At 50.9% G+C, this 21,629-nt stretch carries 21 protein-coding genes; 6 read left to right on the top strand and 15 right to left on the bottom strand.

The genetic code is table 11. From position 1 onward, the window contains the following. The first annotated feature begins 2 nt into the window (after positions 1 to 2). Positions 3 to 974: a tRNA dihydrouridine synthase gene (locus B9G79_RS12245; protein WP_088565760.1), complete on the top strand. Its 972-nt coding sequence runs from the start codon at positions 3 to 5 to the stop codon at positions 972 to 974. On the opposite strand, the gene B9G79_RS12250 is transcribed toward B9G79_RS12245, so the two are convergent. From B9G79_RS12250 to B9G79_RS12260, 3 genes are all read right to left on the bottom strand, one after another. After that, complete coding sequence (locus tag B9G79_RS12250; RefSeq protein WP_088565761.1) at positions 956 to 1,813, bottom strand: TIGR02285 family protein; 858 nt, start codon at positions 1,811 to 1,813, stop codon at positions 956 to 958. The genes B9G79_RS12245 and B9G79_RS12250 overlap by 19 nt on opposite strands. 101 nt (positions 1,814 to 1,914) lie before the next feature. Further along, positions 1,915 to 4,188, bottom strand: a complete 2,274-nt coding sequence (locus tag B9G79_RS12255) for a hypothetical protein (protein ID WP_232468631.1) — start codon at positions 4,186 to 4,188, stop codon at positions 1,915 to 1,917. A gap of 182 nt (positions 4,189 to 4,370) precedes the next feature. Continuing rightward, positions 4,371 to 5,027 carry a class I SAM-dependent methyltransferase gene (locus B9G79_RS12260; protein WP_088565762.1) on the bottom strand — a complete coding sequence of 219 codons (657 nt, stop codon included), beginning with the start codon at positions 5,025 to 5,027 and terminating at the stop codon, positions 4,371 to 4,373. A gap of 47 nt (positions 5,028 to 5,074) precedes the next feature. Between B9G79_RS12260 and B9G79_RS12265 the strand changes: the two genes are divergently transcribed. Beyond that, positions 5,075 to 5,329, top strand: coding sequence for a glutaredoxin (locus B9G79_RS12265; RefSeq protein WP_088565763.1), 255 nt, complete (start codon positions 5,075 to 5,077; stop codon positions 5,327 to 5,329). A gap of 2 nt (positions 5,330 to 5,331) precedes the next feature. On the opposite strand, the gene B9G79_RS12270 is transcribed toward B9G79_RS12265, so the two are convergent. The 7 genes from B9G79_RS12270 to B9G79_RS12300 form a co-directional block, all read right to left on the bottom strand. Then, on the bottom strand, positions 5,332 to 6,390 hold the full coding sequence (locus tag B9G79_RS12270; protein WP_088565764.1) for a tRNA-dihydrouridine synthase family protein: 1,059 nt from the start codon (positions 6,388 to 6,390) through the stop codon (positions 5,332 to 5,334). A 4-nt stretch (positions 6,391 to 6,394) separates the two neighbouring features. Next, positions 6,395 to 6,913 (bottom strand): DUF6580 family putative transport protein, encoded by a 519-nt coding sequence (locus B9G79_RS12275; protein ID WP_088565765.1) that lies wholly within the window; start codon positions 6,911 to 6,913, stop codon positions 6,395 to 6,397. Between the two features lie 13 nt (positions 6,914 to 6,926). Beyond that, entirely contained in the window at positions 6,927 to 8,864 is a 1,938-nt protein-coding gene (gene acs, locus B9G79_RS12280; protein ID WP_088565766.1) for an acetate--CoA ligase, read from the bottom strand. A 79-nt stretch (positions 8,865 to 8,943) separates the two neighbouring features. Continuing rightward, complete coding sequence (locus tag B9G79_RS12285; protein WP_088565767.1) at positions 8,944 to 9,723, bottom strand: sulfite exporter TauE/SafE family protein; 780 nt, start codon at positions 9,721 to 9,723, stop codon at positions 8,944 to 8,946. A gap of 11 nt (positions 9,724 to 9,734) precedes the next feature. Continuing rightward, the gene (locus tag B9G79_RS12290; RefSeq protein ID WP_088565768.1) at positions 9,735 to 10,175 is read right to left on the bottom strand and encodes a DUF6691 family protein; all 441 of its coding nucleotides are present in this window, start codon (positions 10,173 to 10,175) and stop codon (positions 9,735 to 9,737) included. Position 10,176: 1 nt separating this feature from the next. Continuing rightward, entirely contained in the window at positions 10,177 to 10,596 is a 420-nt protein-coding gene (locus tag B9G79_RS12295; protein ID WP_088565769.1) for a YeeE/YedE family protein, read from the bottom strand. Next, positions 10,593 to 10,916, bottom strand: a complete 324-nt coding sequence (locus B9G79_RS12300; protein ID WP_088565770.1) for a rhodanese-like domain-containing protein — start codon at positions 10,914 to 10,916, stop codon at positions 10,593 to 10,595. The genes B9G79_RS12295 and B9G79_RS12300 overlap by 4 nt, the downstream gene beginning before the upstream one ends. Before the next feature lie 185 nt (positions 10,917 to 11,101). On the opposite strand from B9G79_RS12300, the gene B9G79_RS12305 reads away from it, so the two are divergent. Beyond that, the gene (locus B9G79_RS12305) at positions 11,102 to 11,962 is read left to right on the top strand and encodes an MBL fold metallo-hydrolase (protein ID WP_088565771.1); all 861 of its coding nucleotides are present in this window, start codon (positions 11,102 to 11,104) and stop codon (positions 11,960 to 11,962) included. Here B9G79_RS12305 and B9G79_RS12310 read toward each other — a convergent pair. From B9G79_RS12310 to B9G79_RS18520, 5 genes are all read right to left on the bottom strand, one after another. Next, positions 11,945 to 12,541 (bottom strand): Crp/Fnr family transcriptional regulator, encoded by a 597-nt coding sequence (locus B9G79_RS12310; RefSeq protein ID WP_088565772.1) that lies wholly within the window; start codon positions 12,539 to 12,541, stop codon positions 11,945 to 11,947. The two genes, B9G79_RS12305 and B9G79_RS12310, sit on opposite strands and share 18 nt — an antisense overlap. Positions 12,542 to 12,630: 89 nt before the next feature. Continuing rightward, a complete protein-coding gene (dnaK, locus tag B9G79_RS12315) occupies positions 12,631 to 14,544 on the bottom strand; it encodes a molecular chaperone DnaK (protein ID WP_088565773.1) in 1,914 nt (637 codons plus the stop codon). A 259-nt stretch (positions 14,545 to 14,803) separates the two neighbouring features. Next, positions 14,804 to 15,919 carry a molecular chaperone DnaJ gene (gene dnaJ / locus B9G79_RS12320; protein WP_088565774.1) on the bottom strand — a complete coding sequence of 372 codons (1,116 nt, stop codon included), beginning with the start codon at positions 15,917 to 15,919 and terminating at the stop codon, positions 14,804 to 14,806. Positions 15,920 to 16,460: 541 nt separating this feature from the next. Next, the gene (locus B9G79_RS12325) at positions 16,461 to 17,099 is read right to left on the bottom strand and encodes a tetratricopeptide repeat protein (RefSeq protein ID WP_232468633.1); all 639 of its coding nucleotides are present in this window, start codon (positions 17,097 to 17,099) and stop codon (positions 16,461 to 16,463) included. A 46-nt stretch (positions 17,100 to 17,145) separates the two neighbouring features. Further along, positions 17,146 to 17,760 carry a type IV pilin protein gene (locus B9G79_RS18520; RefSeq protein WP_088565775.1) on the bottom strand — a complete coding sequence of 205 codons (615 nt, stop codon included), beginning with the start codon at positions 17,758 to 17,760 and terminating at the stop codon, positions 17,146 to 17,148. Positions 17,761 to 17,984: 224 nt separating this feature from the next. On the opposite strand from B9G79_RS18520, the gene clpS reads away from it, so the two are divergent. Genes clpS through htpX form a run of 3 tightly spaced genes read left to right on the top strand, consistent with a single transcriptional unit; the run spans position 17,985 to position 21,612 of the window. Continuing rightward, positions 17,985 to 18,329 carry an ATP-dependent Clp protease adapter ClpS gene (gene clpS, locus B9G79_RS12335; protein ID WP_011163787.1) on the top strand — a complete coding sequence of 115 codons (345 nt, stop codon included), beginning with the start codon at positions 17,985 to 17,987 and terminating at the stop codon, positions 18,327 to 18,329. Then, positions 18,326 to 20,656: an ATP-dependent Clp protease ATP-binding subunit ClpA gene (gene clpA / locus B9G79_RS12340; protein WP_088565776.1), complete on the top strand. Its 2,331-nt coding sequence runs from the start codon at positions 18,326 to 18,328 to the stop codon at positions 20,654 to 20,656. Before clpS ends, clpA begins: the two co-directional genes overlap by 4 nt. A gap of 59 nt (positions 20,657 to 20,715) precedes the next feature. Continuing rightward, positions 20,716 to 21,612, top strand: coding sequence for a protease HtpX (gene htpX, locus B9G79_RS12345; RefSeq protein ID WP_011163785.1), 897 nt, complete (start codon positions 20,716 to 20,718; stop codon positions 21,610 to 21,612). Positions 21,613 to 21,629 lie beyond the last annotated feature (17 nt).

Consider the following 21,629-nt stretch of genomic DNA (forward strand, 5'->3'; position numbering starts at 1 on the left):
GAATGAAACTGTTTCTGGCTCCGATGGAAGGCGTTGTCGACTGGGTGATGCGTGATACTCTCACGCGCCTGGGAGGCATTGATCAGTGCGTGACCGAATTCTTGCGTGTCACCGACCGTCTGCATCCGGAAAGTGTTTTCTATAAAAACTGCCCCGAACTGAAAACCGGATCGCGCACCCGCTGGGGCACGCCGGTCTTTGTGCAGCTTTTGGGAGGCCAGGCCGAACCTTTGGCTTTGAACGCCCAGCGCGCGGTGAAACTGGGCGCCTTGGGTGTGGACCTTAATTTCGGCTGCCCGGCAAAAACCGTGAATCGTCATGATGGCGGCGCCAGTCTTTTAAAATCCTGCGATCGTGTGTTTAACATTGTCGATACCGTTCGCAAGGCCGTTCCCGCGGATGTTCCCGTGACGGCAAAAATCCGTTTGGGCTTTGATGATCCGACCAAGTGTCTGGAAATTGCCCAGGCTGTGGAAGAAGCCAATGCCACCTGGCTGACGGTTCACTGCCGCACCAAAACTGATGGTTATAAACCACCGGCTTACTGGGACTGGATTCCAAAAATTAAAGAAAAGACCAAAATAAAGCTTATCGCCAACGGTGAAATCTGGAATGTCGCGGACTTCAACCGCTGCGTGGAAGTCACCCAGTGTGAAGACTATATGATCGGCCGCGGAGTCATGAGCAATCCGTTCATCTTCAGCCAGATCAAACAAAGCCTGAACCAGCAGCCCGTCGAAGACATGAGCTGGGAGCGCGCCCGTCCCCTGCTGCCGCAGTTCTTTGAATCGAGCACTTTGTACATCAACGACTATTTTGCCGTGTCCCGCTCCAAACAATGGCTCAAAGCCCTGTCCCTGAAAAATCAGGAAGCCAAGGCGATCTTTGACGAAATCAAGGTTCTAAAAAAACCAACAGAGTTCAAAGCCAAGCTGCACGCCTTGTGCGGTGTTGATCACTTGAGCGACGGATAGTTCTTTCGATAAAATTCTTTACGGGCCGGAGCCAGCTTTTCCCGGTCCTCAGCACTGAGCCAACGATCCACACCTTTTTCAAATTTTTCCAGCAAGGCTTTGTTTTGAAGGGCCCGATCCACGTCGGCAATGACTTTGGCTCCCCAAGGGGTTTTAGGGCAGGCCACAACCACTTCCACCCGGGCTGAGTTTTCTGTCACCGGAATATGCACTACAAAATCGCTCTTACTGTTCAGAAGCTCGTTGTAATAAACCGCCTCAAACGGATAGCCCAATGTGTACTGAATGCGATTGGAATGAAGCATCTTGTGAACCCGAAGGCTGGTGCTAATGGTGATCACCTGTGGATTTTTCTGATAGTTGTTCTTGATCAGTACTTCGTCGATGCCCTCGCCGTAAAGACGACCGACCCCAAGCTTCCAGGATTTCTTTGAATCCAAAAACTTTTGCAATGAATAAGGGGCCAAATTTCGAACCTCGTCCAGTCGGCTTTTTGGCAGCAAGATTCCATTGGCGGGAATCACAAACACGGGCGTTGAGAAATAAAACAGCTTGGACCACTCGGGCGTATCCAGCCACCCGGCGTTGCAGATCTGGCTTTTACCTTCAGCTTCCTTCAAAACCCGAGGCACCGTGCCTTCCAAGGTCTTGTGCTGATACTGGGGAAGTTTCTTGCGAAGTTCGCCCTCCACGGTGTCCAACACTCCCTGCCCTTTGAACGGTCCGGAGAAAATAAAAATCGGCGGATCGTCCCACCGGATCCACGTGAGATCCTTGGCCCCTGCCAATGGGCAAAATATGTTCACAATAAGGAAGGACAATAACATCCGTCTTTTCATCAACTCCTCAAGCCTTCACGATAGCTCAGTCCGAGTTGTCAGGATAAATGTATTTCAAACAAGATATTGCGCTGTAGCCAGAATTTTCAACCAGGCACCTTTTAAGGAAGGGCGTTGTAATTGGTGGAGCTGGAGGCGTTGAATTTTTGGATGGCTGCTTTAAAGGCCTCTTGGATGCGTTTGCGTTCGTGGGCGGTCAGAGTGACGCCGTTGGCTTCGCCCATCAGCAATTTGACACTGCCCTCATTCAAATTCTGGGTCCGCATGTCCACACCGAAAGTCAGCCCTTTAAGTTTTCTTGGCTCCATCTCTGAGCCCAAGGACTGACGCAGGATTTTTTCAACGGATTCCCCGTGATTAGCCAAAGCATTGCGCGAAGACACGTTCTTCACGCCATCAGGAATAAATGCCAAACGGTAGGTGCCCGAGTAATCTGTGTTGGCCAGGCCCTTCAGGATATCTTGCTTTTCCGCCTGATTGAGCGGCTTCACCGCCACGGCCACGCAGTCATCCCCTGAACACAGGGACTTCAGCTTACCGGCTGGCACCGCCCGGGTCAGAACGTCCTCGAACTGCTTTTTCTGATCATTGAATTTTTTGGTGACCGCTTTTTCCGCGGCCCGAGTCGATTCAAGGGCCTTGTTCACATTGGATGAAGACGCCAACGCCTCGGCCGTGCCTTTTAAGTTGGCGGAACCAAGCCCGATGATATCCACCGACAAACCACCCTGCTCGGCAGCATTCAGATGTGCGATCTCGCGTTTGGCGATGTAAATCCCCGGAGAAAACTCATCTGTCGCAGTCACATAGGACTGCAGTTTCTTGACCGTCCCCGTAGAGATGTCGCTTAAAGCGTAGCGATTCTTCAAAGCCTGCTGCACTTGGGCCGTGTCGCCTTTGCCTTTACGAACGATATCAAACACGTCCTGATCAAAGGTCCTTCCATCCACCATGCTGGTGCCCGCGACCTCCGTGCGCAGCTCTTGGCGTTGTTTTTCAAGGGACATGATTTTCTGCTGCATGGTGGTTTTCAGACCATCTTTACGGAAGCTTTGCACTTCGTTCTTGTCGAGTTGTCGGGAGTATCGGGCTGCCATATTGGCTTCATCGGCCGAATTCCCGATCCCCGCCCGAAACCAGTCTTCTGTTTTGGTTCCGGGTTTCAGGGCGTCGGACTCTTTCAGCTTTTTGTTGAATTCAGCATTCGTCTTGTCAAAAACCTTTTCAAGCTGCTCTTCAATATCCTTCGGAACCTTGCCGGAAAAGGCAAAGCGCGAGGATTTAAAATCAGAATACTTATCAATGACCAGCCCTGGATTTGCGGCTTCAAGCTCCTTGATGTTATCAAACAACAACTCCTTGTGATAGTTCGTCAGCCCCGTCACAAGATTTTTGTCTTTCAAACTGTCGTTCAGATATTTCATCTGGCTGTTTTCCACATCCAGGAAAGTGACCTTGGCATCCGCCCCTTTTTCAGCCCGGGCGATCCAGGCGGTGTTCTGCTCCACGCTGGTCGGAGAATAACTGATATACCGACCCGTCAGTTCACTGCGGGAAACCTTCGCAGATCCCGCCGCCACTTCGGCGCCGGCATGAACTTCTTTTTCAGCCTTTAGCAGTCGGCCTGCAGCGGTGGCCGCTCGCGCCCCTTTGACGAAATAGCCGGCCAGCAGCGTCGGGTCCACGACGGAGCCGATTGCATAACACTCCAGCTCTTCCCGGGCCAAAGCGTTGTAACACATGTAACGGCCGTACTGCTCTTTGATTTTAGAGCCGGCAATGGTCATCAGGCTTTCAAGTTTTTGACTCTGCTCCGGGGTCATTGTCGTGTCATCGCGAGCACGCTCCGCAATCGGCACATAGGGTTTTGGGCGCACGCGCTCCAACGAGGCCATGTAGGCTTTCATATCCTGGGCCTGCACATAAAGAAAAGTCGCCGGAAGTTTGTTGACCTCTTCATCAGAAAGTTTGTTGTACCGGTGATCGTCTTTCACCAGATCTTTTTTGCAGGACAAAGAGGTGTTGCATTGTTTGAGGAACGCCGCCCGCTCGCGGTTGTTTTTCTTGATGGATTCCCAGCTATCTTCAACCAGACCGGCCAATGAAACCGTCATGTCTTTTAAAGAAACTCCCAGATCCACCATCGCATTTTTATATCCACGCAAACAGGCCAGGGCTTTTTGTTGTGCATATTCTTTTTGCTGCTGGCACTGTGACGGCAAATCACACTTGCGCATCAGTGGCGCCCAGTCAGGATGCTCCTCAGCTAGCTTCGCACAGTTTTGGGATTTGATTTCAAGTTCACAGTTCCACTGCAGTTGAGTCTGCAGTTTTTTTACCTGGTCAGAACAATCAGCCGGTCTTAAGCAGGCCATGGCCAGCGCCACCTCAGAAGTGGCCCAGACGGGACTCGACCCAAAAACTGTTAAGAAGATGACAATTATGTGAAGACCCAACTCATATTCCTCACCTATCTCTTCGGAATATGGGTCTTAGGTCAAAAGGTGATCAAAAAATTCTCATTTGGAGTCGGCAGCTTTTGTATCACCCGTTAAGGCTAGAACAATTTCTGGAAAATCCAGTATGGGCTTCGACTTTTTATCAACTGCATTTTATAGGTCTGGGCAATCCACTGCATGGTCTGCTCTGAGAAAAATACGACGTGAGTCGTATCTCGGCGATAGTGCCAATCGTGGAAGACAGCTTCCCCGCGATGACCGGAAGTCATCACTCCAAGCAGTCCTCCCGGCTTCAAAAGGCGCAACATGCGTTCGATTTCGGTACGGGGATTATACAAGTGCTCCCACACTTCGGTGCTCGTCACCAAGTGATAGGTTTTGCGCAATTCATCCTGATTCGGATGATAGTACAAATCATAATCGTGAGTTTTAAATCCACGCAGATTCAAAAGCTGCGAAAGCATCGCCGTCGGACCACAGCCAAAATCCAAAGAAGTCAGTGAGGACCCCATCACTCCGGCAGCCTTGAAGTGTTCTTCAATGCTGTTAATAAGGGGCTCGAAGAATGCCAGATACCCGGCACCTCCCTGATTTTCGTGCTGGTCATAACGCTGTTTTTCTTCCTGCGGACCAAGACGCTCTGCGGGATCCATAAAGATCAAATCACACTCTGCGCAATGAAAATAGCTGCGAACGGGCTTTTTATCCACTTTGAAGGGCGCTGAATGAGGCGAATGACAGAGCAGGCAGTTCATCTTAGATGAAACCTTGTCTCCCCCTCTTAGCTATGTCAAAAAGAATTATGGCAAAAGTATTAATCTACAAGAAAAACCCATGTCCCTACTGCGATCGCGCGATTCACTTCATGGAAGACAAAGGCATCGCCTTTGACATCATCGATCTGACCGACAAACCTGAAGAAATTGAAAAAATCAAAAATGAAACCGGCTGGAGAACCGTTCCTATCATCATGATCAATGGCAAACTGATCGGTGGTTACACGGATTTAAAAGCATTGGATGAAGAAGGCAAACTGATGCCTCTGCTGCAGGAATAAGATTACTGCCGAAGCTCCGTGCGCAGACTCATCTCCACGGGGCCTTCGAAGAATTTCGTCACACCCTCGATCATTTCATCGACAGTGCGGGCTTTCGCACAGACTCCCACCAACGTGTTACCAAATGGCAACCACACACTTGTGGTGCGAACATAGAAGCGCACTTTGCGCATCGCCAGGTCGTCCCCGAAATAGAACCGACAACGCTCGATCAATTTGAGTAAACATTTGCCGTACTCTGCACCCTCTTCTTCTGACGTGCGCGGAGCCTTCAGGCCTTCTTTCCCCGCAGGGGGTGCAAAGCCCAGTTCTTCACCCAACTGCCACATCATCCACGGACGAGCGGCAAGGCCACGGCCCGCCATCGCCATGTCACAGCCGGTTTCTTTCAGCATGTTGATGGCATCATCATAAGTTTGTACGTCGCCATTTCCAATGACCGGGAAATCGACCGCTTTATGAAGTTGTTTGATCTGCTCCCAGTCAGCATTGCCACGGCGTTTTTGCGCTGCTGTTCTTGGGTGCAGGCACACCCAAGCGGCGCCCGACTGACGAAGCCCAGACACGAACGTCAAAAGTTCGTCGAACTCTTTCGTGCTGCCAACCGCGCGCAATTTCACACTGACCGGCACCGTGGAATTTTTGACGGTCATGCGCACCACTTCGGCGGCATAGGCCGGATCCCCCATCAGCGCCACACCGTAATTGTGTTTCAGTGCTTTTTGCACCGGGCAGCCCATGTTAATGTCGATGGCTTCAGCGCCCCACTCCACCAGACGTTTCACGCTTTCAGCGATGGCGTCTTCCTCGTTGCCCAGGATCTGTGGCACCAAGCCCGGCTCGTGGGCCGCGCGCATGGTTTCAGGGGTCTTTTCAAGATTTTCGCCAGGAATACGGCGGGAGTTTAACATCTCGGTCGGCCAGATGGTGTAAGCCTCGGCCGGAAGATAGTCGCGCATGACTTCGCGCAAAGCCACGTGAGTCAGGCCCACCATCGGAGCCAGACACAACGGGAAGTTCACTTTACCGTCCAGAACCGGACGATGGAGACCCAGTTTCACTGTCTTATTTTACAGTCGCGCCAAGGAATTCAGGCGCGTATTTTTTTACAGCTTCATAGCCACCGAACAACAAACCAGAGAAGAACAAGTCTCCGTAAATCTGGTTGTCAAAGAACGGGATGCCCGCAACCAAGCACTGCACCAGACCATTGAAAGTCGGCGCGTACATTGTGCCCATCGCCCAAACACCAAAGTTAGAGACCAGGAAGAACACCGAGCTTGTCACCAAAGCGGAAGTGCCCACTTTGAAAACACTTCTTTGATCGCGCAAAGCCCAACCCAGCATCACCACCAAAGTGAAGCCCAGGTACACAAACAACATGGTGTTATGGAAACCCAAAGCCAGATCGCTGATGAACAGCGCTGCCAACGGGATCAACAAAGATTGTTTTTTGGACGGGAAATAAGCCCCACCAAACAAAGCCATCGCACCAATCGCGGTGAAGTTCCAAGGATGAGGGATCAAACGGCTGAAAGCCGCTGCAACTACCATCAAAATCAGGGTCATCATACGTGTGTTCATGACGCGCAAGCTATCACCGGTTCATTCGGTTGTCCACCAGTTCTTGGACCACCGCAGGCTCTGACAAAGTTGTCGTATCCCCCAGTTGATCCGGGTGGTTCTCGGCGATTTTACGCAGGATTCGGCGCATAATCTTGCCTGAACGGGTCTTTGGCAGGCGGGGCGCCCACTGAATCAGATCCGGAGTCGCAATAGGACCGATCTCTTTACGCACGGTCTGGATCAGCTCTTTACGCAAATCCTCGCTGGCAGTTTCACCGGACTTGAGAGTCACAAAGGCATAGATCCCCTGCCCTTTGATGTCATGGGGATACCCCACCACAGCGGCTTCCGCCACTTTATGATGAGCCACGAGCGCCGATTCAATTTCTGCCGTCCCCAGACGGTGACCGGAAACGTTGATCACGTCATCCACACGGCCCGTGATCCAATAGTACCCGTCCTGATCGCGGCGACAGCCGTCACCCGTGAAATAGTATCCCGGATAGTTCGAGAAGTAAGTGTCTTCGAAACGTTCGTGATTGCGATACACCGTGCGCATCTGACCCGGCCAGGAATCAGCAATCACCAGCACACCTTCACCCGGTCCTTGAATTTCCTGACCTTCGTTGGTCAGAAGTTTCGGCTGCACCCCAAAGAACGGCAACGTTGCCGACCCCGGCTTTTGCGCAATCGCGCCCGGAAGCGGAGTGATCAAAATGCCACCCGTTTCTGTCTGCCACCACGTGTCCACGATAGGACAGCGTCCTTCTCCAACCACGTCGTGATACCACGCCCAGGCTTCAGGATTGATCGGCTCCCCGACTGAACCCAACAGGCGCAGAGTTTTTCTTGAGGTTGCTTTGACCGGACCTTCCCCTTCACGCATCAGGGAGCGAATCGCCGTTGGCGAGGTATAGAATATCGTGACTTTGTGTTTGTCGACCACTTCCCAGAATCGCGATGGTGTCGGATAGTTCGGCACCCCTTCAAAGAACAAAGTGGTCGCACCATTCGCCAAGGGTCCATAGACAATGTAGCTATGGCCCGTCACCCAACCCACGTCGGCCGAGCACCAGTAAATGTCATTTTCGTGATAATCAAAGACATACTGATGGGTCATGCTGGCATAAACCAGATATCCCCCTGTGGTGTGCATCACGCCTTTGGGTTTTCCGGTGGAGCCGGAGGTGTACAGAATAAACAAGGGATCTTCCGCGTCCATCGGCTCTGGTTCGCACTGGTCGCTGACGGTTTTGACTTCTTCGTGATACCAAAGATCGCGGCCCGGCTTCATGTCGACAGAGCTGCCTGCGTATTTCACCACCAGAACTTTCTGCACATCCGGTGTTTTCAAAAGTGCTTTGTCGATGTTTTCTTTTAGTGCTACCACTTTGCTGCCGCGATAACCGGCATCACCGGTGATCACAAACTTGCACTGCCCGTCCAAAATACGATCAGAAATAGAATCCGGAGAGAATCCGGCAAACACCACAGAATGAACCGCCCCGATGCGCGCACAAGCCAGCATCGCCACGGCCGTATCCGGAATCATCGGCATATAGATCGTCACCACGTCGCCTTTTTTTACACCCATTTTTTTCAGGACATTGGCAAAACGGCACACTTCCAGATGCAGTTCTTTGTATGTGATTTTACGAGAAGGGGTGGAGGGATTGTCCGCTTCCCACAACAAAGCGGTTTTATCGCCGCGGGTTTTTAGGTGACGGTCCACGCAGTTGACGGACACATTCAGTTTTCCACCCAGGTACCACTTGATGCTGACAGGTTTTTTGAAGCTGACTTCTTTGACCTTGTCCCACTTTTTGATCCAATCCAGTCGCTCGGCTTGTTCGGCCCAGAAGGTTTCATTGTCCTTGATCGAACGCTCATACATTTCTTTGTATTTTGCTTCATTGATCAGGGCGTTTTTGGCCACCTCTGCGTCTACGGGATAAAGATCTTTGTGCATACTCACCTCTTATGGATTTAATCGTAAATCAACTGAGAATGAGGTCAAACGTTAACGCCCAGGAAAGTATTTAAAAGTGTTAATTAAGCATCTGTTGCACAATGATAATTCCACCCAAAAGCAAAACAAAGATCCCGAAGGCCGGCTTTAAGCGGGCCTCGGATGTATGCTGCGACCAGTAGGAGCCAACAAAAATTCCCGCCACGGCCAGAGCACCGACCCGCAAGAGCAAACCGAAGTCCATCGGTGTCCGGGCCCAAAGATCGCCAAAGAAACCCAGCAGTGAATTGGCGGCAATCACCCCCAAAGATGTACCAACGGCCACTTTCATTCCAAGCCCCGACATGCGCACCAAGGACGGCACGATCAGAAATCCACCACCAGCCCCCACAAAGCCCGTCACCGCCCCGACACCCAGTGCTTTCAGAGCAAACACTCCTGGCGCGGCAGGATCCTTCACTGCAGATGCACGAGGCAGCAACATCGCCAAGGCAGCCATCACCATGACCACGGCAAAAGAGCTTAAGATCACAACTTCTTTGTTAAATAGAACCGGTCCCCAAACCCACTGATCCGGAATTATCGGCAGCAACCAGCGACGCACCAACAACACCCCAAGAAAAGATGGCACTGCAAAATAAAATCCTGCTCGGAGATCCACCTGCCCTTGACGAAAATTCCGGACAAAGCCGATCAGGCTCGACACCCCCACCACAAACAATGAATAAGTCGTGGCCAAAGACGGCGGCAGCGAAAAGAAGTATACAAACAAAGGAACTGCCAGAATTGCACCGCCTCCGCCCAGAAGGCCTAAAGAAATCCCGACAAGACTGGCACCGAAATAACCCAACAGTTCCATAAAAAAACACCTCACCCTTTCACAGTGAAGCGGGCGTACAGACGATAAAGTCCCATTCCCGCAAGCATCGCAATCACAAAGTAGATCGCCATCTCCTGACCGGCTCCAGCAGAAGTCAGTGCCGGCCCCGGGCAAAATCCGCCCAAGCCCCAGCCCAAACCGAACAAAGCACTTCCGACCACCAGGGGCCGGGTGACTTCCTTAGACACCGGCACATGCCACTGAGTGTCCAACAAAGGTGTGCGATGCCCTTTCATCCAACGATAACTCAGCATATGAACCGGGATGGCGCCGATCATGACAAACATAAGTGACGGATCCCAGCCCTCACCCAACTGCAGAAAGCCGATGACCTTCTGGGGCTGAGTCATACCCGAAACTCCCAGTCCGATCGCAAATATCAGTCCCACCACAAAAGCCGCCGCAGTCTGTTTCATAGATGTTTTATTCATATCAGCCTCCCACCAATGCATTAAAGAGTGTGGCCGTCAGCATTCCTATCACCATGAATGTCGCGGTCGCCACCAGCGAGCGCACGGAAAAGCGCGCAATGCCGCACACACCATGACCACTGGTGCACCCACTGCCCATCACCGTGCCAAAGCCCACGATCAAACCGGCAATCAGAACCACGCCCACGGATCGGCCTGAGGTGTTCACGAACATATCCGGCTGCAAAGCACCCAACGCCAGTCCTCCGATCAACAGCCCCAGGATAAAGGCACCTCGCCACAGATCCTTGCGAACATCGCCGATAAATCCATTCACAATGCCACTGATACCCGTGACCCGGCCGTTCAGAATCAACATCAACGAGGCCGCAAGGCCGATCAAAGCGCCGCCCGTCAAAGCCATCAAAATACTGTTCATCATTTTCCTGCTCCTTTAGTCACTGCATATCCCATTTCATTCCAGCGTAGCATTCCACCCACCATGTTGTAGGTGCTGGTGAATCCCATCTCTTCACTGAGAAGTGTGGTCTGTCCTGATCTTGCCCCACTCCGACAAACAAAGACAATGTTCTCGGACGGGTTCAGGGTTTTCAAAAATTCCAGCAGTGCAGGGCCGAGCGGACGCAGCTCGGTGCCCGCAATATGCCCCAGCTCCCCGGTGTATTCTTCGGGGGTGCGCACATCCACCAGACGGAATTCGTTCATTCTTTCTTTGAGTTGTTCACAGCTTATTTCACGCATAGCAGTCCTCGCTTATTTGGCTTCACAGGACTTCATCCTAAGGCTATCCTCGGTCTGGGTGTTATGCCCGGGGACATAAAGAAAAACCTTCTCTGATGTCCCAGGACATAACTCAGGGGCCGGTCTTTGTTCTATAATGAACCATAGCCAGAAACCTGAGACAGGCTTTCAGCAGGAGGTTTTCCATGAAACTGCAAATTCAGCACTTCTTTGACAGCGTCACTTCGACGCTGACCTATGTGGTTTATGACCAGGACACACGGGATGCCGTGGTGATTGACCCCGTATGGGACTATGATCCGGCATCGGGTAAACTCTCAACAAAATCAATGGATCCGGTGGTGGCGTTTGTGAAAGAGATGAACCTGCATCCTCACTATGTCATGGAAACCCATGCCCATGCGGATCACCTGTCCAGCTCTCAACTTTTTAAAAACTTCTTCCCGGACATCAAGGTCGCCATCGGCGAACGCATCACCGAAGTGCAAAAGGTGTTTAAGAAGGTCTTCAATATGAACGACCTGAACACATCCGGTTCTGACTTTGACATCCTGCTAAAAGAAGGCGAAGTCCTGCAGGCGGGATCGTTGAAAATTAAAACCCTGTTCACACCGGGCCACACTCCGGCGTGCGCGTCTTATCTGATTGAGGATGCGATCTTTACCGGGGATGCGCTGTTTATGCCTGATTCCGGCACGGGCCGCTGCGACTTCCCGGCAGGAAGTGCTGAAAATCTTTACGACTCGGTCACTGGAAAAATTTATTCCCTTCCGGAAAACACCCGGATTTTTGTCGGTCATGACTATCAGCCCAATGGCCGGGCGTTGATGTATCAAACAACCGTCAATGAAGAAAAAAACCAGAACATCCAACTGAAAGGTCACACCCGCAAGGAAGACTTTGTGAAGTTTCGCCAAGAGCGTGATGCCACGCTGGCAGCCCCTAAACTGCTTCTGCCAAGCATTCAGGTGAATATCCGCGCGGGCCAGCTTCCGGCGGCGGAGGAAAACGGCACCCGGTATTTGAAGTTACCCCTGCGCCAGTAATTTCTTTTTGTCGAGAATGATGATTTCCCGCCCACGCTGCTCAATCAGCCCGTCTTCCACGAAGCGGGCCAGGGTGCGGATCACGGTGGGCGTGGTGGTCCCGCAGAAATCGGCGATCTCTTGCCGGGTCCACGAGTATTCAGGATGAAGTTCTTTTAAGTACACCACCGCTTCAGCAATACGCGCCGGGGCGTCTTTTTCACTCAACGTCAGTTGCTTGGCCTCGGCCCGGCGCAGTTCAATCGCCAAAGTCTCCAAAAGCTTTTCCGCGAGGTCACAGTTGCCCTTCATCTGCTGGCGCATTTCGTTTTTGCTCATAACACGAAGGACGCTGTCATCAATCACCGTGGCGGTGGCATGATAGGGTTCATTGGCAAACAGGCTGCGATGTCCAAAGATCTGGCCCTCACGAAACAGGCGCACCAGATGGTCCTTACCCGACTCGCCCCACAACCCCAGACCCACCAGGCCTGATTCGACAAAATAAATATTCTGGGGTGTTTCACCAGCACGATACACCACGTCCCCGCGGCGGAAGTTTTTTGCGACGGCTTGAGAAAACAGATCTTTGAATTCCATACTGTCATTAAATCACAAAACCGGGTTTTGGACATAAAAAAAGCCGGGCTGTTTCCAACCCGGCTTTTAGTTTCAGGAATGACCCCTGATTAGTTTACGTCTTTGTAGTCAGCGTCGATCACATCGTCGCCGCCTTTATTCGCAGAAGCATCGCCGCCGTCAGCTGCGTCAGCCTGCTGACCTTCAGCACCTGGCTGAGCCCCTTGCTTTTTGTAAAGCTCGGAAGTCAGTTTGTGCGTCAGGTTCTGAAGTCTTTCGAAGGCCCCTTTCAACTCATCGCCAGAGGCAGACTTGTTTTCAAGGATCTTCTTGGCTTCAGCAACCGCTTCGTTCGCAGACTTCACTTCAGATTCTGGCAACTGAGCACCGGAATCCTTGATCAGTTTTTCAGTCTGATAAACCAGGTTGTCGAGGTTGTTTCTTTGTGTTGCCGCCTCGGCCTTGCGTTTATCTTCCTCTGCGTGACCTTCAGCGTCCGCGACCGCACGTTTGATCTCGTCCTCAGACATACCGGACTGAGCCGTGATCTTGATCTGCTGGGACTTGCCGGAAGACATGTCTTTAGCAGATACGTGCAAGATACCGTTGGCGTCGATGTCGAATGTCACTTCAACTTGCGGAACACCACGTGGAGCTGGTGGGATGCCTACCAGTTCGAAACGGCCCAGCGTTTTGTTATCGCCAGCCATTTTACGCTCACCCTGAAGGACGTGGATGTCCACAGCAGGTTGATTGTCAGCGGCAGTCGAGAACACCTGGGATTTCTTGGAAGGAATCGCCGTGTTTCTTTCGATCAAAGTCGTCATCACGCCACCCAAGGTCTCAATACCCAGGCTTAGTGGAGTCACGTCCAGCAGAAGGACGTCTTTCACGTCACCCGCAAGAACGCCACCCTGAACTGCGGCACCGATCGCCACAACTTCATCCGGATTCACAGAGCGGTTTGGCTCTTTACCGAAGAAGTCTTTAACGGCTTTCTGGATCGCAGGGATACGAGTGGAACCACCCACCAGGACAACCTCGTCGATTTCAGAAGCTTTCAAACCGGAATCGGCCAAAGCTTTACGGCAAGGTTCCATAGAGCGTTTCACAAGATCTTCAGTCATCTGGTCAAACTTCGCGCGAGACAGACGAGTCTGCAAGTGCTTAGGACCGGACTGGTCCGCCGTGATGAACGGAAGATTGATTTCTGTTTCCTGAGCGGAAGAAAGTTCGATCTTCGCTTTTTCAGCCGCCTCTTTCAGACGCTGCAAAGCCATTTTGTCGTTCTTAAGATCAATACCCTGATCTTTTTTGAACTCCGTAATCAACCACTCAAGGATCACTGTATCGAAGTTATCACCACCCAGGTGAGTGTCACCGTTGGTTGCGCGAACTTCAACAACACCATCACCCACTTCAAGGATGGAAACGTCGAACGTACCACCACCGAAGTCGTAGATAACGATTTTTTCGTCTTTCTTTTTATCCATGCCGTAGGCCAATGCCGCCGCTGTCGGCTCATTGATGATACGTTTTACTTCCAAACCAGCGATACGACCGGCGTCTTTTGTCGCCTGTCTTTGCGCATCGTTGAAGTAAGCTGGAACGGTGACAACCGCTTCTGTTACGGGTTCACCCAAATAGTCTTCTGCCACTTTTTTCAGCTTCGCAAGAACCGCAGCACCGATCTCTTCTGGAGAAGCGGTTTTGCCCTGAACCTTGAACGCACAGTCATTGCCTTTGGCAACAACAGTGTAAGGAACCAGTTTGATCTCTTCTTGAATCTCTTCAAATCTGCGGCCGATGAAACGTTTCGCAGAATAGATCGTGTTCTCAGGATTGGTTACAGCCTGACGTTTGGCAATTTGGCCAACCAAGCGGTCACCATCTTTGGTGTACGCGACAACTGAAGGAGTGGTACGAGCGCCCTCTTCGTTCACGAGTACTTTAGGCTCTCCGCCTTCCATAATCGCGACGCATGAGTTCGTCGTTCCTAAGTCGATACCAATAATTTTACCCATACCTAAATCTCCTTAAAATTAGCTGTTTTCAGCAATTTAAATGTGTGTCCGACCCTGATTTCGTCAAGCCGGTGGGCTCACTTTTTTATGACAATTATTTAACGAATAATTTCAATATCTTACAGGGTTTTAACTCGTGTTATGAGGCAGCTGAAGGCATGATGTGACCTCGCTCCTCTCTTAAAACAAAACAAAAACAAGACCCCTCTAGGCCCTGGCGTAACCCTTCTGCGCCGGGGCCGCAATTTTTTGCGGGATCCTATTTCTTCTTGCCGAAGAAGCCACCTTCCGAGGTCACATTCAGACCGCGTGCCTTAGCAATTTCTCGCAAAAGCTTCTCTTCGTCTTTATGTAATTTTTCCGGGAACTGCACGTTCACAGTGAAGTAGATATCACCGCGGCGGTTGCCTCTGAGCGAAGGCAATCCTTCACCCGCAAGTTTCACGTTGTCACCATGGTGAGTGCCTTTAGGGACTTCCAGTTTGGCTTTGCCTGTGACGGTCGGCACTTCGATTTCTGCACCCAGAAGCATCTGCACGTAAGGCAGTGACAGCTCGGCGAAAAGATCTTCGTTGCGACGTTCGAAGTTGTTGTGTTGTTTAACGCGGATTTCAACATACAGGTCACCCGGAGGCCCCCCCATGTAACCGCCCTCACCTTCCGTCGCCACACGCAGACGTGTGCCCGTGTCCACCCCTGCCGGGATGTTCAGACGGATCTTGCGGTGTTCAGCCACGCGGCCTTTGCCTTTGCACGGCTTGCATGGATTTTTGATCACTGTGCCCTGACCATGACAGGTTGGGCATGTGGATGCCATCGCGAAAAAGCCCTGCTGGCGCACGACCTGGCCGGAACCTCCACACGTGCCGCAAGTGCTGACTTGCGAGCCTTTTTCGGCGCCGGTGCCTTTGCACTCTTCACAGTTTTTGTCGGTATCAAATTCGATTTCTTTTTCAATGCCCGTGATAACGTCTTTCAACGTGATCTCGGTCACGTAGCGCAAATCAGAGCCGCGGCGCGGTTCATTGCGGTTTCTGCGCTGTCTTTGCTGGCCGCCCATGCCACCACCAAAGAAGTCGCCAAAGATATCCCCGAAGTGCGAGAAGATGTCTTCTGCATCCGTGAAGCCACCACCGCCACCACCACGAGTGAAGGCGTCATGACCAAAACGATCGTACTGCGCGCGTTTTTGTGCGTCGCTCAGAACTTCATAAGCCCCTGCAGCTTCCTTGAACTTTTCCTCGGCCTCTTTGTTGCCGGGGTTTTTGTCCGGATGGAACTGCATCGCCAGTTTGCGATAAGCTTTTTTGATGGTGTCCTGATCAGCGCCTTTTTCGACGCCCAGAATTTCGTAGTAATCTCTTTTGCCAGCCATAGTTTATGGAACCTAACGTTGTGCGCTATTTTTCGTGATGAATATGACAAAATAGGGTGTCAAAACCACGCCCGTCAAGGCTTCCTCGAAAAAACCTTGTGCGACACGGCCCCGGGGAGGGCTTCCCTGCTGCCCGCTTCGGACAGTCCTCGCTTCGCTGCGGAACTTGCAGGCAGCAGGGAAGCCCTCTCCGTGAGCTGACGGTGGCTTTTCGGGTGCGCATAGCGTCTAAGGGCGGAGATAGGGTTAACTAAAGAATGTTTACATTATTCCGATGAGTACTACTCGGGAGGTGGTATGCGTGGGGTGATACTGATTTTTACTTTGATCTTTGGCGTTTGTTCTATCAGTTCTGCACAGATGGCTTCGTCTTCTTCGACTGTTTTCAATATCGCGAAACTTACTGAAGCTCAACCGTTGAGGTCTCCGGCTCAGCACTGCTGCAAGATCTGCAGAAAAGGGAAAGCTTGTGGAGATTCATGTATTGCCAATTACAAAACCTGCCACGTTGGGCCAGGCTGTGCTTGCGATAGTCGCTGAATTATTTGGTTGGTTTTGCCTTCTTCATGGATTCGATTTTATCCTGAAGGCGCTTGATCAGAACCGGATCTTGCTCGGTGTTGATCATGTCCTGAAGGACAGACTCTGCAAGCTCTAGATTGCCTGCATCTGAATACAAACGACCGGCTAGAGTAAGAAACCAAGGAGGGCCGCCATTCTTCCCTGCTTGAACCAAAAGATCGGCTGCTCTTTTATTGTCTTTTACTTCATACATGTAATGATAAGCTGCACGATAGGCAATTGGCCAATCTTGGGGAAGCTCCTTAACCCCTTTCTCAAAAATCTTGGTAGCGCCGTCGATATCACTAATAATAACTGTTAGAGCCAATCCACCAGCCGCATAGGCAATTCGGAACTTCGGAGACAACTCAGTTATAGTATCGAGCATCTTGTACAACCAAGAGTCTCCCACACAAATATTTTCCCCGACACTTTTTTCACAATAATCCAGATCCTGAATCGTTCGTATCCATAGCACATCGGCGATCACTTCAGAATATCCGAAAGACATCCGCTCAAGCATCGGCGGCGGGGCAATGTAAGCACCTTGATTTAGAGATTGAGGCGGAAAATTCCGCAAAGAAATCACAAGAAGAGAAAAAGAAAAGATCCCAAGCACAAGACTTGGGATCTTCCTAAAAGACAAAAAAGAATACTTCGTAGAATTACAAGATACCATTTCTAGTATTTCTAATAACTTTAGAGTCATCAATGGACCAGTGGTCTTCACCTACAGCACCCGATTGAATTACTGCAGCAGCTCCAGCTCGGAACGTTGCTGCTGCCGTCGTACAAGCCGCAGGATGAGCAGAGCCACCACCTGCTGTACAGATACCTGCTGCGATATCAGGGTTATTCGCCCCAGTCGCTCCACGCAATACTGTACAACCATTTTGGAAGGCACCATTTACTCCGCAATAAGCAGCAGCACCAGCACCAGCGGCTTTAAAGTTGGCATTGGTAATTGTTGTATTGAAACCATTACCGGCATTCGCAATTGTACCAGCAGCATTGAATCCGATATTATATCTCAACTGCCCTTCTGGAGTGTAAGCAACCGCAGAGAAACGGCTATCAAACGTATTGTATTCAGCATAGAAAGCCTTCTCTGCAGTGTAAAGAGAAGACAAATTTGTCTTCGCCTCAGACTGACGAGCTTTCGCCATGTACTTGTTGATAGACGGAATGGCGATGGACGCCAGGATACCAATGATCGCAACAACGACCATCAACTCTACAAGCGAGAAACCGCTTTGAGATTTTCTTTTAACTGAAAACATTTAAAGACCTCCATGGTTCTTTTACTAACTGTTTACCCACATAAGTGTGTCAAAAGTGAATTGTTATTGCAAGGTCCTGTCTCGAATAAGACTGGGTAATTTGTTTCATGTTTATTATGTAAGGGACACGCAGTACTCTCGACCTATAGCCAGCTTTTTTCACTCTGCTAGACTTGCCAGACACGAAAGAGTGCTCAAATTGAGTCATAAGGTAGAATAAACACATGGGTAACAATAAAAAAGACAGCAACAGCAACTATCCTTTTGCATCTCCCGAGGGGGAAGCGGGCGTCCAGCTTGTCCCAAAACTAGACACTCCGAAGATGTACAAGGTGATCCTACTCAACGATGACTACACGCCCATGGACTTTGTCGTCCTTGTATTGCGTCGCTTTTTTGCGAAAACAGAAGAGCAAGCCACTGAAATAATGTTAGATGTTCATAAGAAGGGTGCAGGTGTCGCAGGGGTTTTCAGCCTTGAGATTGCCGAGATGAAGGTGATGCAGGTCAACCAATTCGCGCAACTCAATCAGTACCCCCTAAAGAGCACACTGGAGGAGGAAGCATGATGAGCCGAGAACTTGAGCGCAAGCTCGCCGAAGCCACGGAACTCGCCAAACGCAACCGACACGAATTTGTGACTCTGGAGCACATACTCCTCATCCTGTCCGAATCCCCCGTGATGGTGGAAATTCTGGAAGCCTGTGCAGTCAATGTGCAGAAACTAAAACAGGATCTGCGCGATCACCTGAAGGTCGGCATCCCCCAAATTACCGATGAACAATTGGGATCCTATGGAGGCTTTGAATCCTGGACCCCTGAGTTCACCCTCGCCTGCCATCGACTGATTCAGCGTGCGGCAATTCAAATGAAAAGCGCTGGACGCAATCAGATTTCCGAAGGAAGCCTGTTGGTGTCTTTGTTCTATGAACAAGATTCCCACGCCGCTTTTGCACTGGCTCGCCAAGGGTTGACCCAGTTTGACATCATCAACTTTATCTCTCACGGGATCACCAAAGACGGGAAAGATCACGACATCCCTTCGGCCTCCGCACCAAGATCAGCAGAATACCAAGCTGAAGGCGCAGATGAAACCCGCGGCTCCCCGCTTGAAAGTTTCTGCGTGAACTTGAACGAACGCGCCAAACAAGGAAAGTTAGACCCTTTGATTGGCCGTGAGGACATCATTGAAAGAACCATTCAGGTCCTTTGCCGTCGCACCAAAAACAATCCGCTTTTGATCGGTGAACCCGGCGTGGGTAAAACCGCGATCGCGGAAGGTTTGGCGCAAAAAATCGTGCAAAACCAAGTTCCTGAAAAACTGAAAAATGCCGTTATTTACTCTTTGGATCTGGGCGGCCTGCTTGCGGGCACCAAATTCCGTGGGGATTTCGAAGGACGCCTGAAAGCCGTCGTCAAAGAAATCGAAAAACACCCGAACGCCATCTTGTTCATCGATGAGATCCACACAATTGTGGGTGCCGGTGCGACCAGTGGGGGTTCGATGGATGCTTCGAATCTTTTGAAGCCCGCCTTGGCCAGCGGAGATATCAGCTGTATTGGCTCCACCACCCACACGGAATACCGCCAGTACTTTGAAAAGGACCGCGCGCTGAATCGCCGATTCCAAAAAATCGACATCCACGAACCGTCCAAAGAAGACTGCGTGAAAATCCTTAAAGGCTTGCGCAAATCCTATGAAGAGTTCCACCAGGTCTCTTACTCGGATGAAGCCATTCAGGCTTCTGTGGAACTTTCCCAGAAGCATATTCACGGAAAACTGCTTCCTGACAAAGCCATCGATGTTCTGGACGAAGCCGGGGCTTACTTCCGCCTGAAGTATGAAAATGCGGAAGACATCAAAATTGGCGTCCCAGAAATCGAAGAAGTCATTGCCAAAATGACCGGCCTTCCGGTGGCAAGCATTTCTTCCAGTGAAAAAACGCAGTTGCGTGATCTGGATAAAAAACTGAAAGCCCTTATCTTTGGTCAGGACGAAGCCATCGACCGCCTGGTCGCGAACATCAAGTACGCGCGCAGCGGCCTGGGCCGTCCGAACAAACCTATCGGAAGCTTCCTGTTCACCGGCCCTACGGGTGTCGGTAAAACGGAAGTCTGCCGACAGCTCGCGACCATCATGGGTGTTCACTTTGAACGCTTTGACATGAGTGAGTACATGGAAAAGCACGCCGTCGCCCGTATGGTCGGCGCGCCTCCGGGATACGTGGGGTATGAAGAAGGTGGTTTGTTGACGGAAGCCGTGAACAAACATCCTTATTGTGTTCTGTTGCTGGACGAAATTGAAAAAGCGCACCCGGACATCACCAATATTTTGTTGCAAGTGATGGATGCGGGTCGCTTGACCGACAGCAATGGTCGCGTGGCTGACTTCAAGAACGTGGTTCTGGTGATGACTTCCAACGCCGGCGCCCTTGAAACATCCCGCGGCACCATTGGTTTGATCGATGAAAACCGTGGGTCTTTGTCCATGGATGCGATCAAAAAAGCGTTTGCGCCAGAATTCATCAACCGCCTGGATGCCGTGGTGGCCTTCCGCGATCTTTCTGAAGATATGGTCATCCGTATCACTCAGAAATTTGTGGACGAGCTGAAAATGACTTTGCTTGAGAAAAAAGTGGAACTGAACGTTTCTCAAGATGTGATTAAGTGGCTAATGAAAAAGGGCTATGACAAGGTTTACGGAGCGCGTCCTTTGGCTCGTTGCGTGGACGAAAATCTGAAGAAAGCCTTGGTGGACGAACTTCTTTTCGGCCGTCTTGTTGACGGTGGACGCGTAAGTGTTGAACTCGAAAAGGATTTGCTCAAGTTCCATTTTAGCACCACCCCCACTGGCGGAAGCGGTCAAAAAAATCAAAAACAACCTGTCACAACGTGATGGCATTGACATTCCTTTTAGAGTTATCATTATTAAATGACTCTAGAAGGAGTGCATAAATGGCATTTTTGAAACGTATTGGTCTATTTGTTCTAACGAACGTCCTTGTGATCGTCACGATCGGGATTGTTTGGTCTATCGTCAGCCGCTTTCTGGGCATGGCGGGACTTAACTCTTATATTCCGTTCCTGATGGCCTTCTGTGCCGTTTGGGGTATGGGTGGCGCGTTCATCTCCCTGTTCATGTCCAAGTGGATGGCGAAGATGTTCCATGGCGTGAAAATTATCGACGCCAACAATCCAAATCCGGAACTGCGCAACTTGGTAAACAAAGTTCATGAGTTCGCTAGACGCGCTCAGCTTCCTAAAATGCCAGAGGTTGGTATCTACGAATCCGTGGACATCAACGCTTTCGCGACAGGTCCTTCCAAAAAGAATTCTCTGGTTGCAGTTTCCACCGGACTTTTGCAGAGAATGAATGAAAAAGAAGTCGACGGCGTTCTGGCGCACGAAGTGGCCCACATCGCCAACGGTGACATGGTGACCATGACTCTGATCCAGGGTATCGTGAATGCCTTTGCGATGTTCTTCTCCCGAATCCTGGCCGGCCTTGTGGCTGCCAACGTGGACGAGAAATACCGTGAGATCGTGCGCTTTGCCGTGACGATCCTGGGCGATATCGCCTTCACAATGCTGGGTTCTATCGTGGTGAACTACTTCTCCCGTCAGCGCGAATTCCGTGCGGATGCCGGTGGTGCGAAGTATTCCTCCCGCGACAGCATGGTCGCAGCTTTGCAAAAACTGCGCTCGGTGTATGATCTGCCAATTCCACCGGAAGAAGGTCAGACTGCGACTTTGATGATTTCCAACCGCGACAAAGGTGGAATCGCCAAATTGTTCATGACTCACCCTCCTCTGGAAGTTCGCATCGAAGCTCTTCAGCGCGGTCGCTTCTAAGACGACCTGCAAGACCG

The sequence above is a fragment of the Bdellovibrio bacteriovorus genome, from assembly GCF_002208115.1.
GTDB classification, from domain to species: domain Bacteria; phylum Bdellovibrionota; class Bdellovibrionia; order Bdellovibrionales; family Bdellovibrionaceae; genus Bdellovibrio; species Bdellovibrio bacteriovorus_C.

Coding starts and splice junctions, on each gene's coding strand:
- B9G79_RS12245 (WP_088565760.1), top strand. CDS start 3: ATGAAACTGTTTCTGGCTCCGATGGAAGGCGTTGTCGACTGGGTGATG.
- B9G79_RS12250 (WP_088565761.1), bottom strand. CDS start 1,813: ATGAAAAGACGGATGTTATTGTCCTTCCTTATTGTGAACATATTTTGC.
- B9G79_RS12255 (WP_232468631.1), bottom strand. CDS start 4,188: ATGGCCTGCTTAAGACCGGCTGATTGTTCTGACCAGGTAAAAAAACTG.
- B9G79_RS12260 (WP_088565762.1), bottom strand. CDS start 5,027: ATGAACTGCCTGCTCTGTCATTCGCCTCATTCAGCGCCCTTCAAAGTG.
- B9G79_RS12265 (WP_088565763.1), top strand. CDS start 5,075: ATGGCAAAAGTATTAATCTACAAGAAAAACCCATGTCCCTACTGCGAT.
- B9G79_RS12275 (WP_088565765.1), bottom strand. CDS start 6,913: ATGAACACACGTATGATGACCCTGATTTTGATGGTAGTTGCAGCGGCT.
- acs (WP_088565766.1), bottom strand. CDS start 8,864: ATGCACAAAGATCTTTATCCCGTAGACGCAGAGGTGGCCAAAAACGCC.
- B9G79_RS12285 (WP_088565767.1), bottom strand. CDS start 9,723: ATGGAACTGTTGGGTTATTTCGGTGCCAGTCTTGTCGGGATTTCTTTA.
- B9G79_RS12290 (WP_088565768.1), bottom strand. CDS start 10,175: ATGAATAAAACATCTATGAAACAGACTGCGGCGGCTTTTGTGGTGGGA.
- B9G79_RS12295 (WP_088565769.1), bottom strand. CDS start 10,596: ATGATGAACAGTATTTTGATGGCTTTGACGGGCGGCGCTTTGATCGGC.
- B9G79_RS12300 (WP_088565770.1), bottom strand. CDS start 10,916: ATGCGTGAAATAAGCTGTGAACAACTCAAAGAAAGAATGAACGAATTC.
- B9G79_RS12305 (WP_088565771.1), top strand. CDS start 11,102: ATGAAACTGCAAATTCAGCACTTCTTTGACAGCGTCACTTCGACGCTG.
- B9G79_RS12310 (WP_088565772.1), bottom strand. CDS start 12,541: ATGGAATTCAAAGATCTGTTTTCTCAAGCCGTCGCAAAAAACTTCCGC.
- dnaK (WP_088565773.1), bottom strand. CDS start 14,544: ATGGGTAAAATTATTGGTATCGACTTAGGAACGACGAACTCATGCGTC.
- dnaJ (WP_088565774.1), bottom strand. CDS start 15,919: ATGGCTGGCAAAAGAGATTACTACGAAATTCTGGGCGTCGAAAAAGGC.
- B9G79_RS18520 (WP_088565775.1), bottom strand. CDS start 17,760: ATGTTTTCAGTTAAAAGAAAATCTCAAAGCGGTTTCTCGCTTGTAGAG.
- clpS (WP_011163787.1), top strand. CDS start 17,985: ATGGGTAACAATAAAAAAGACAGCAACAGCAACTATCCTTTTGCATCT.
- clpA (WP_088565776.1), top strand. CDS start 18,326: ATGATGAGCCGAGAACTTGAGCGCAAGCTCGCCGAAGCCACGGAACTC.
- htpX (WP_011163785.1), top strand. CDS start 20,716: ATGGCATTTTTGAAACGTATTGGTCTATTTGTTCTAACGAACGTCCTT.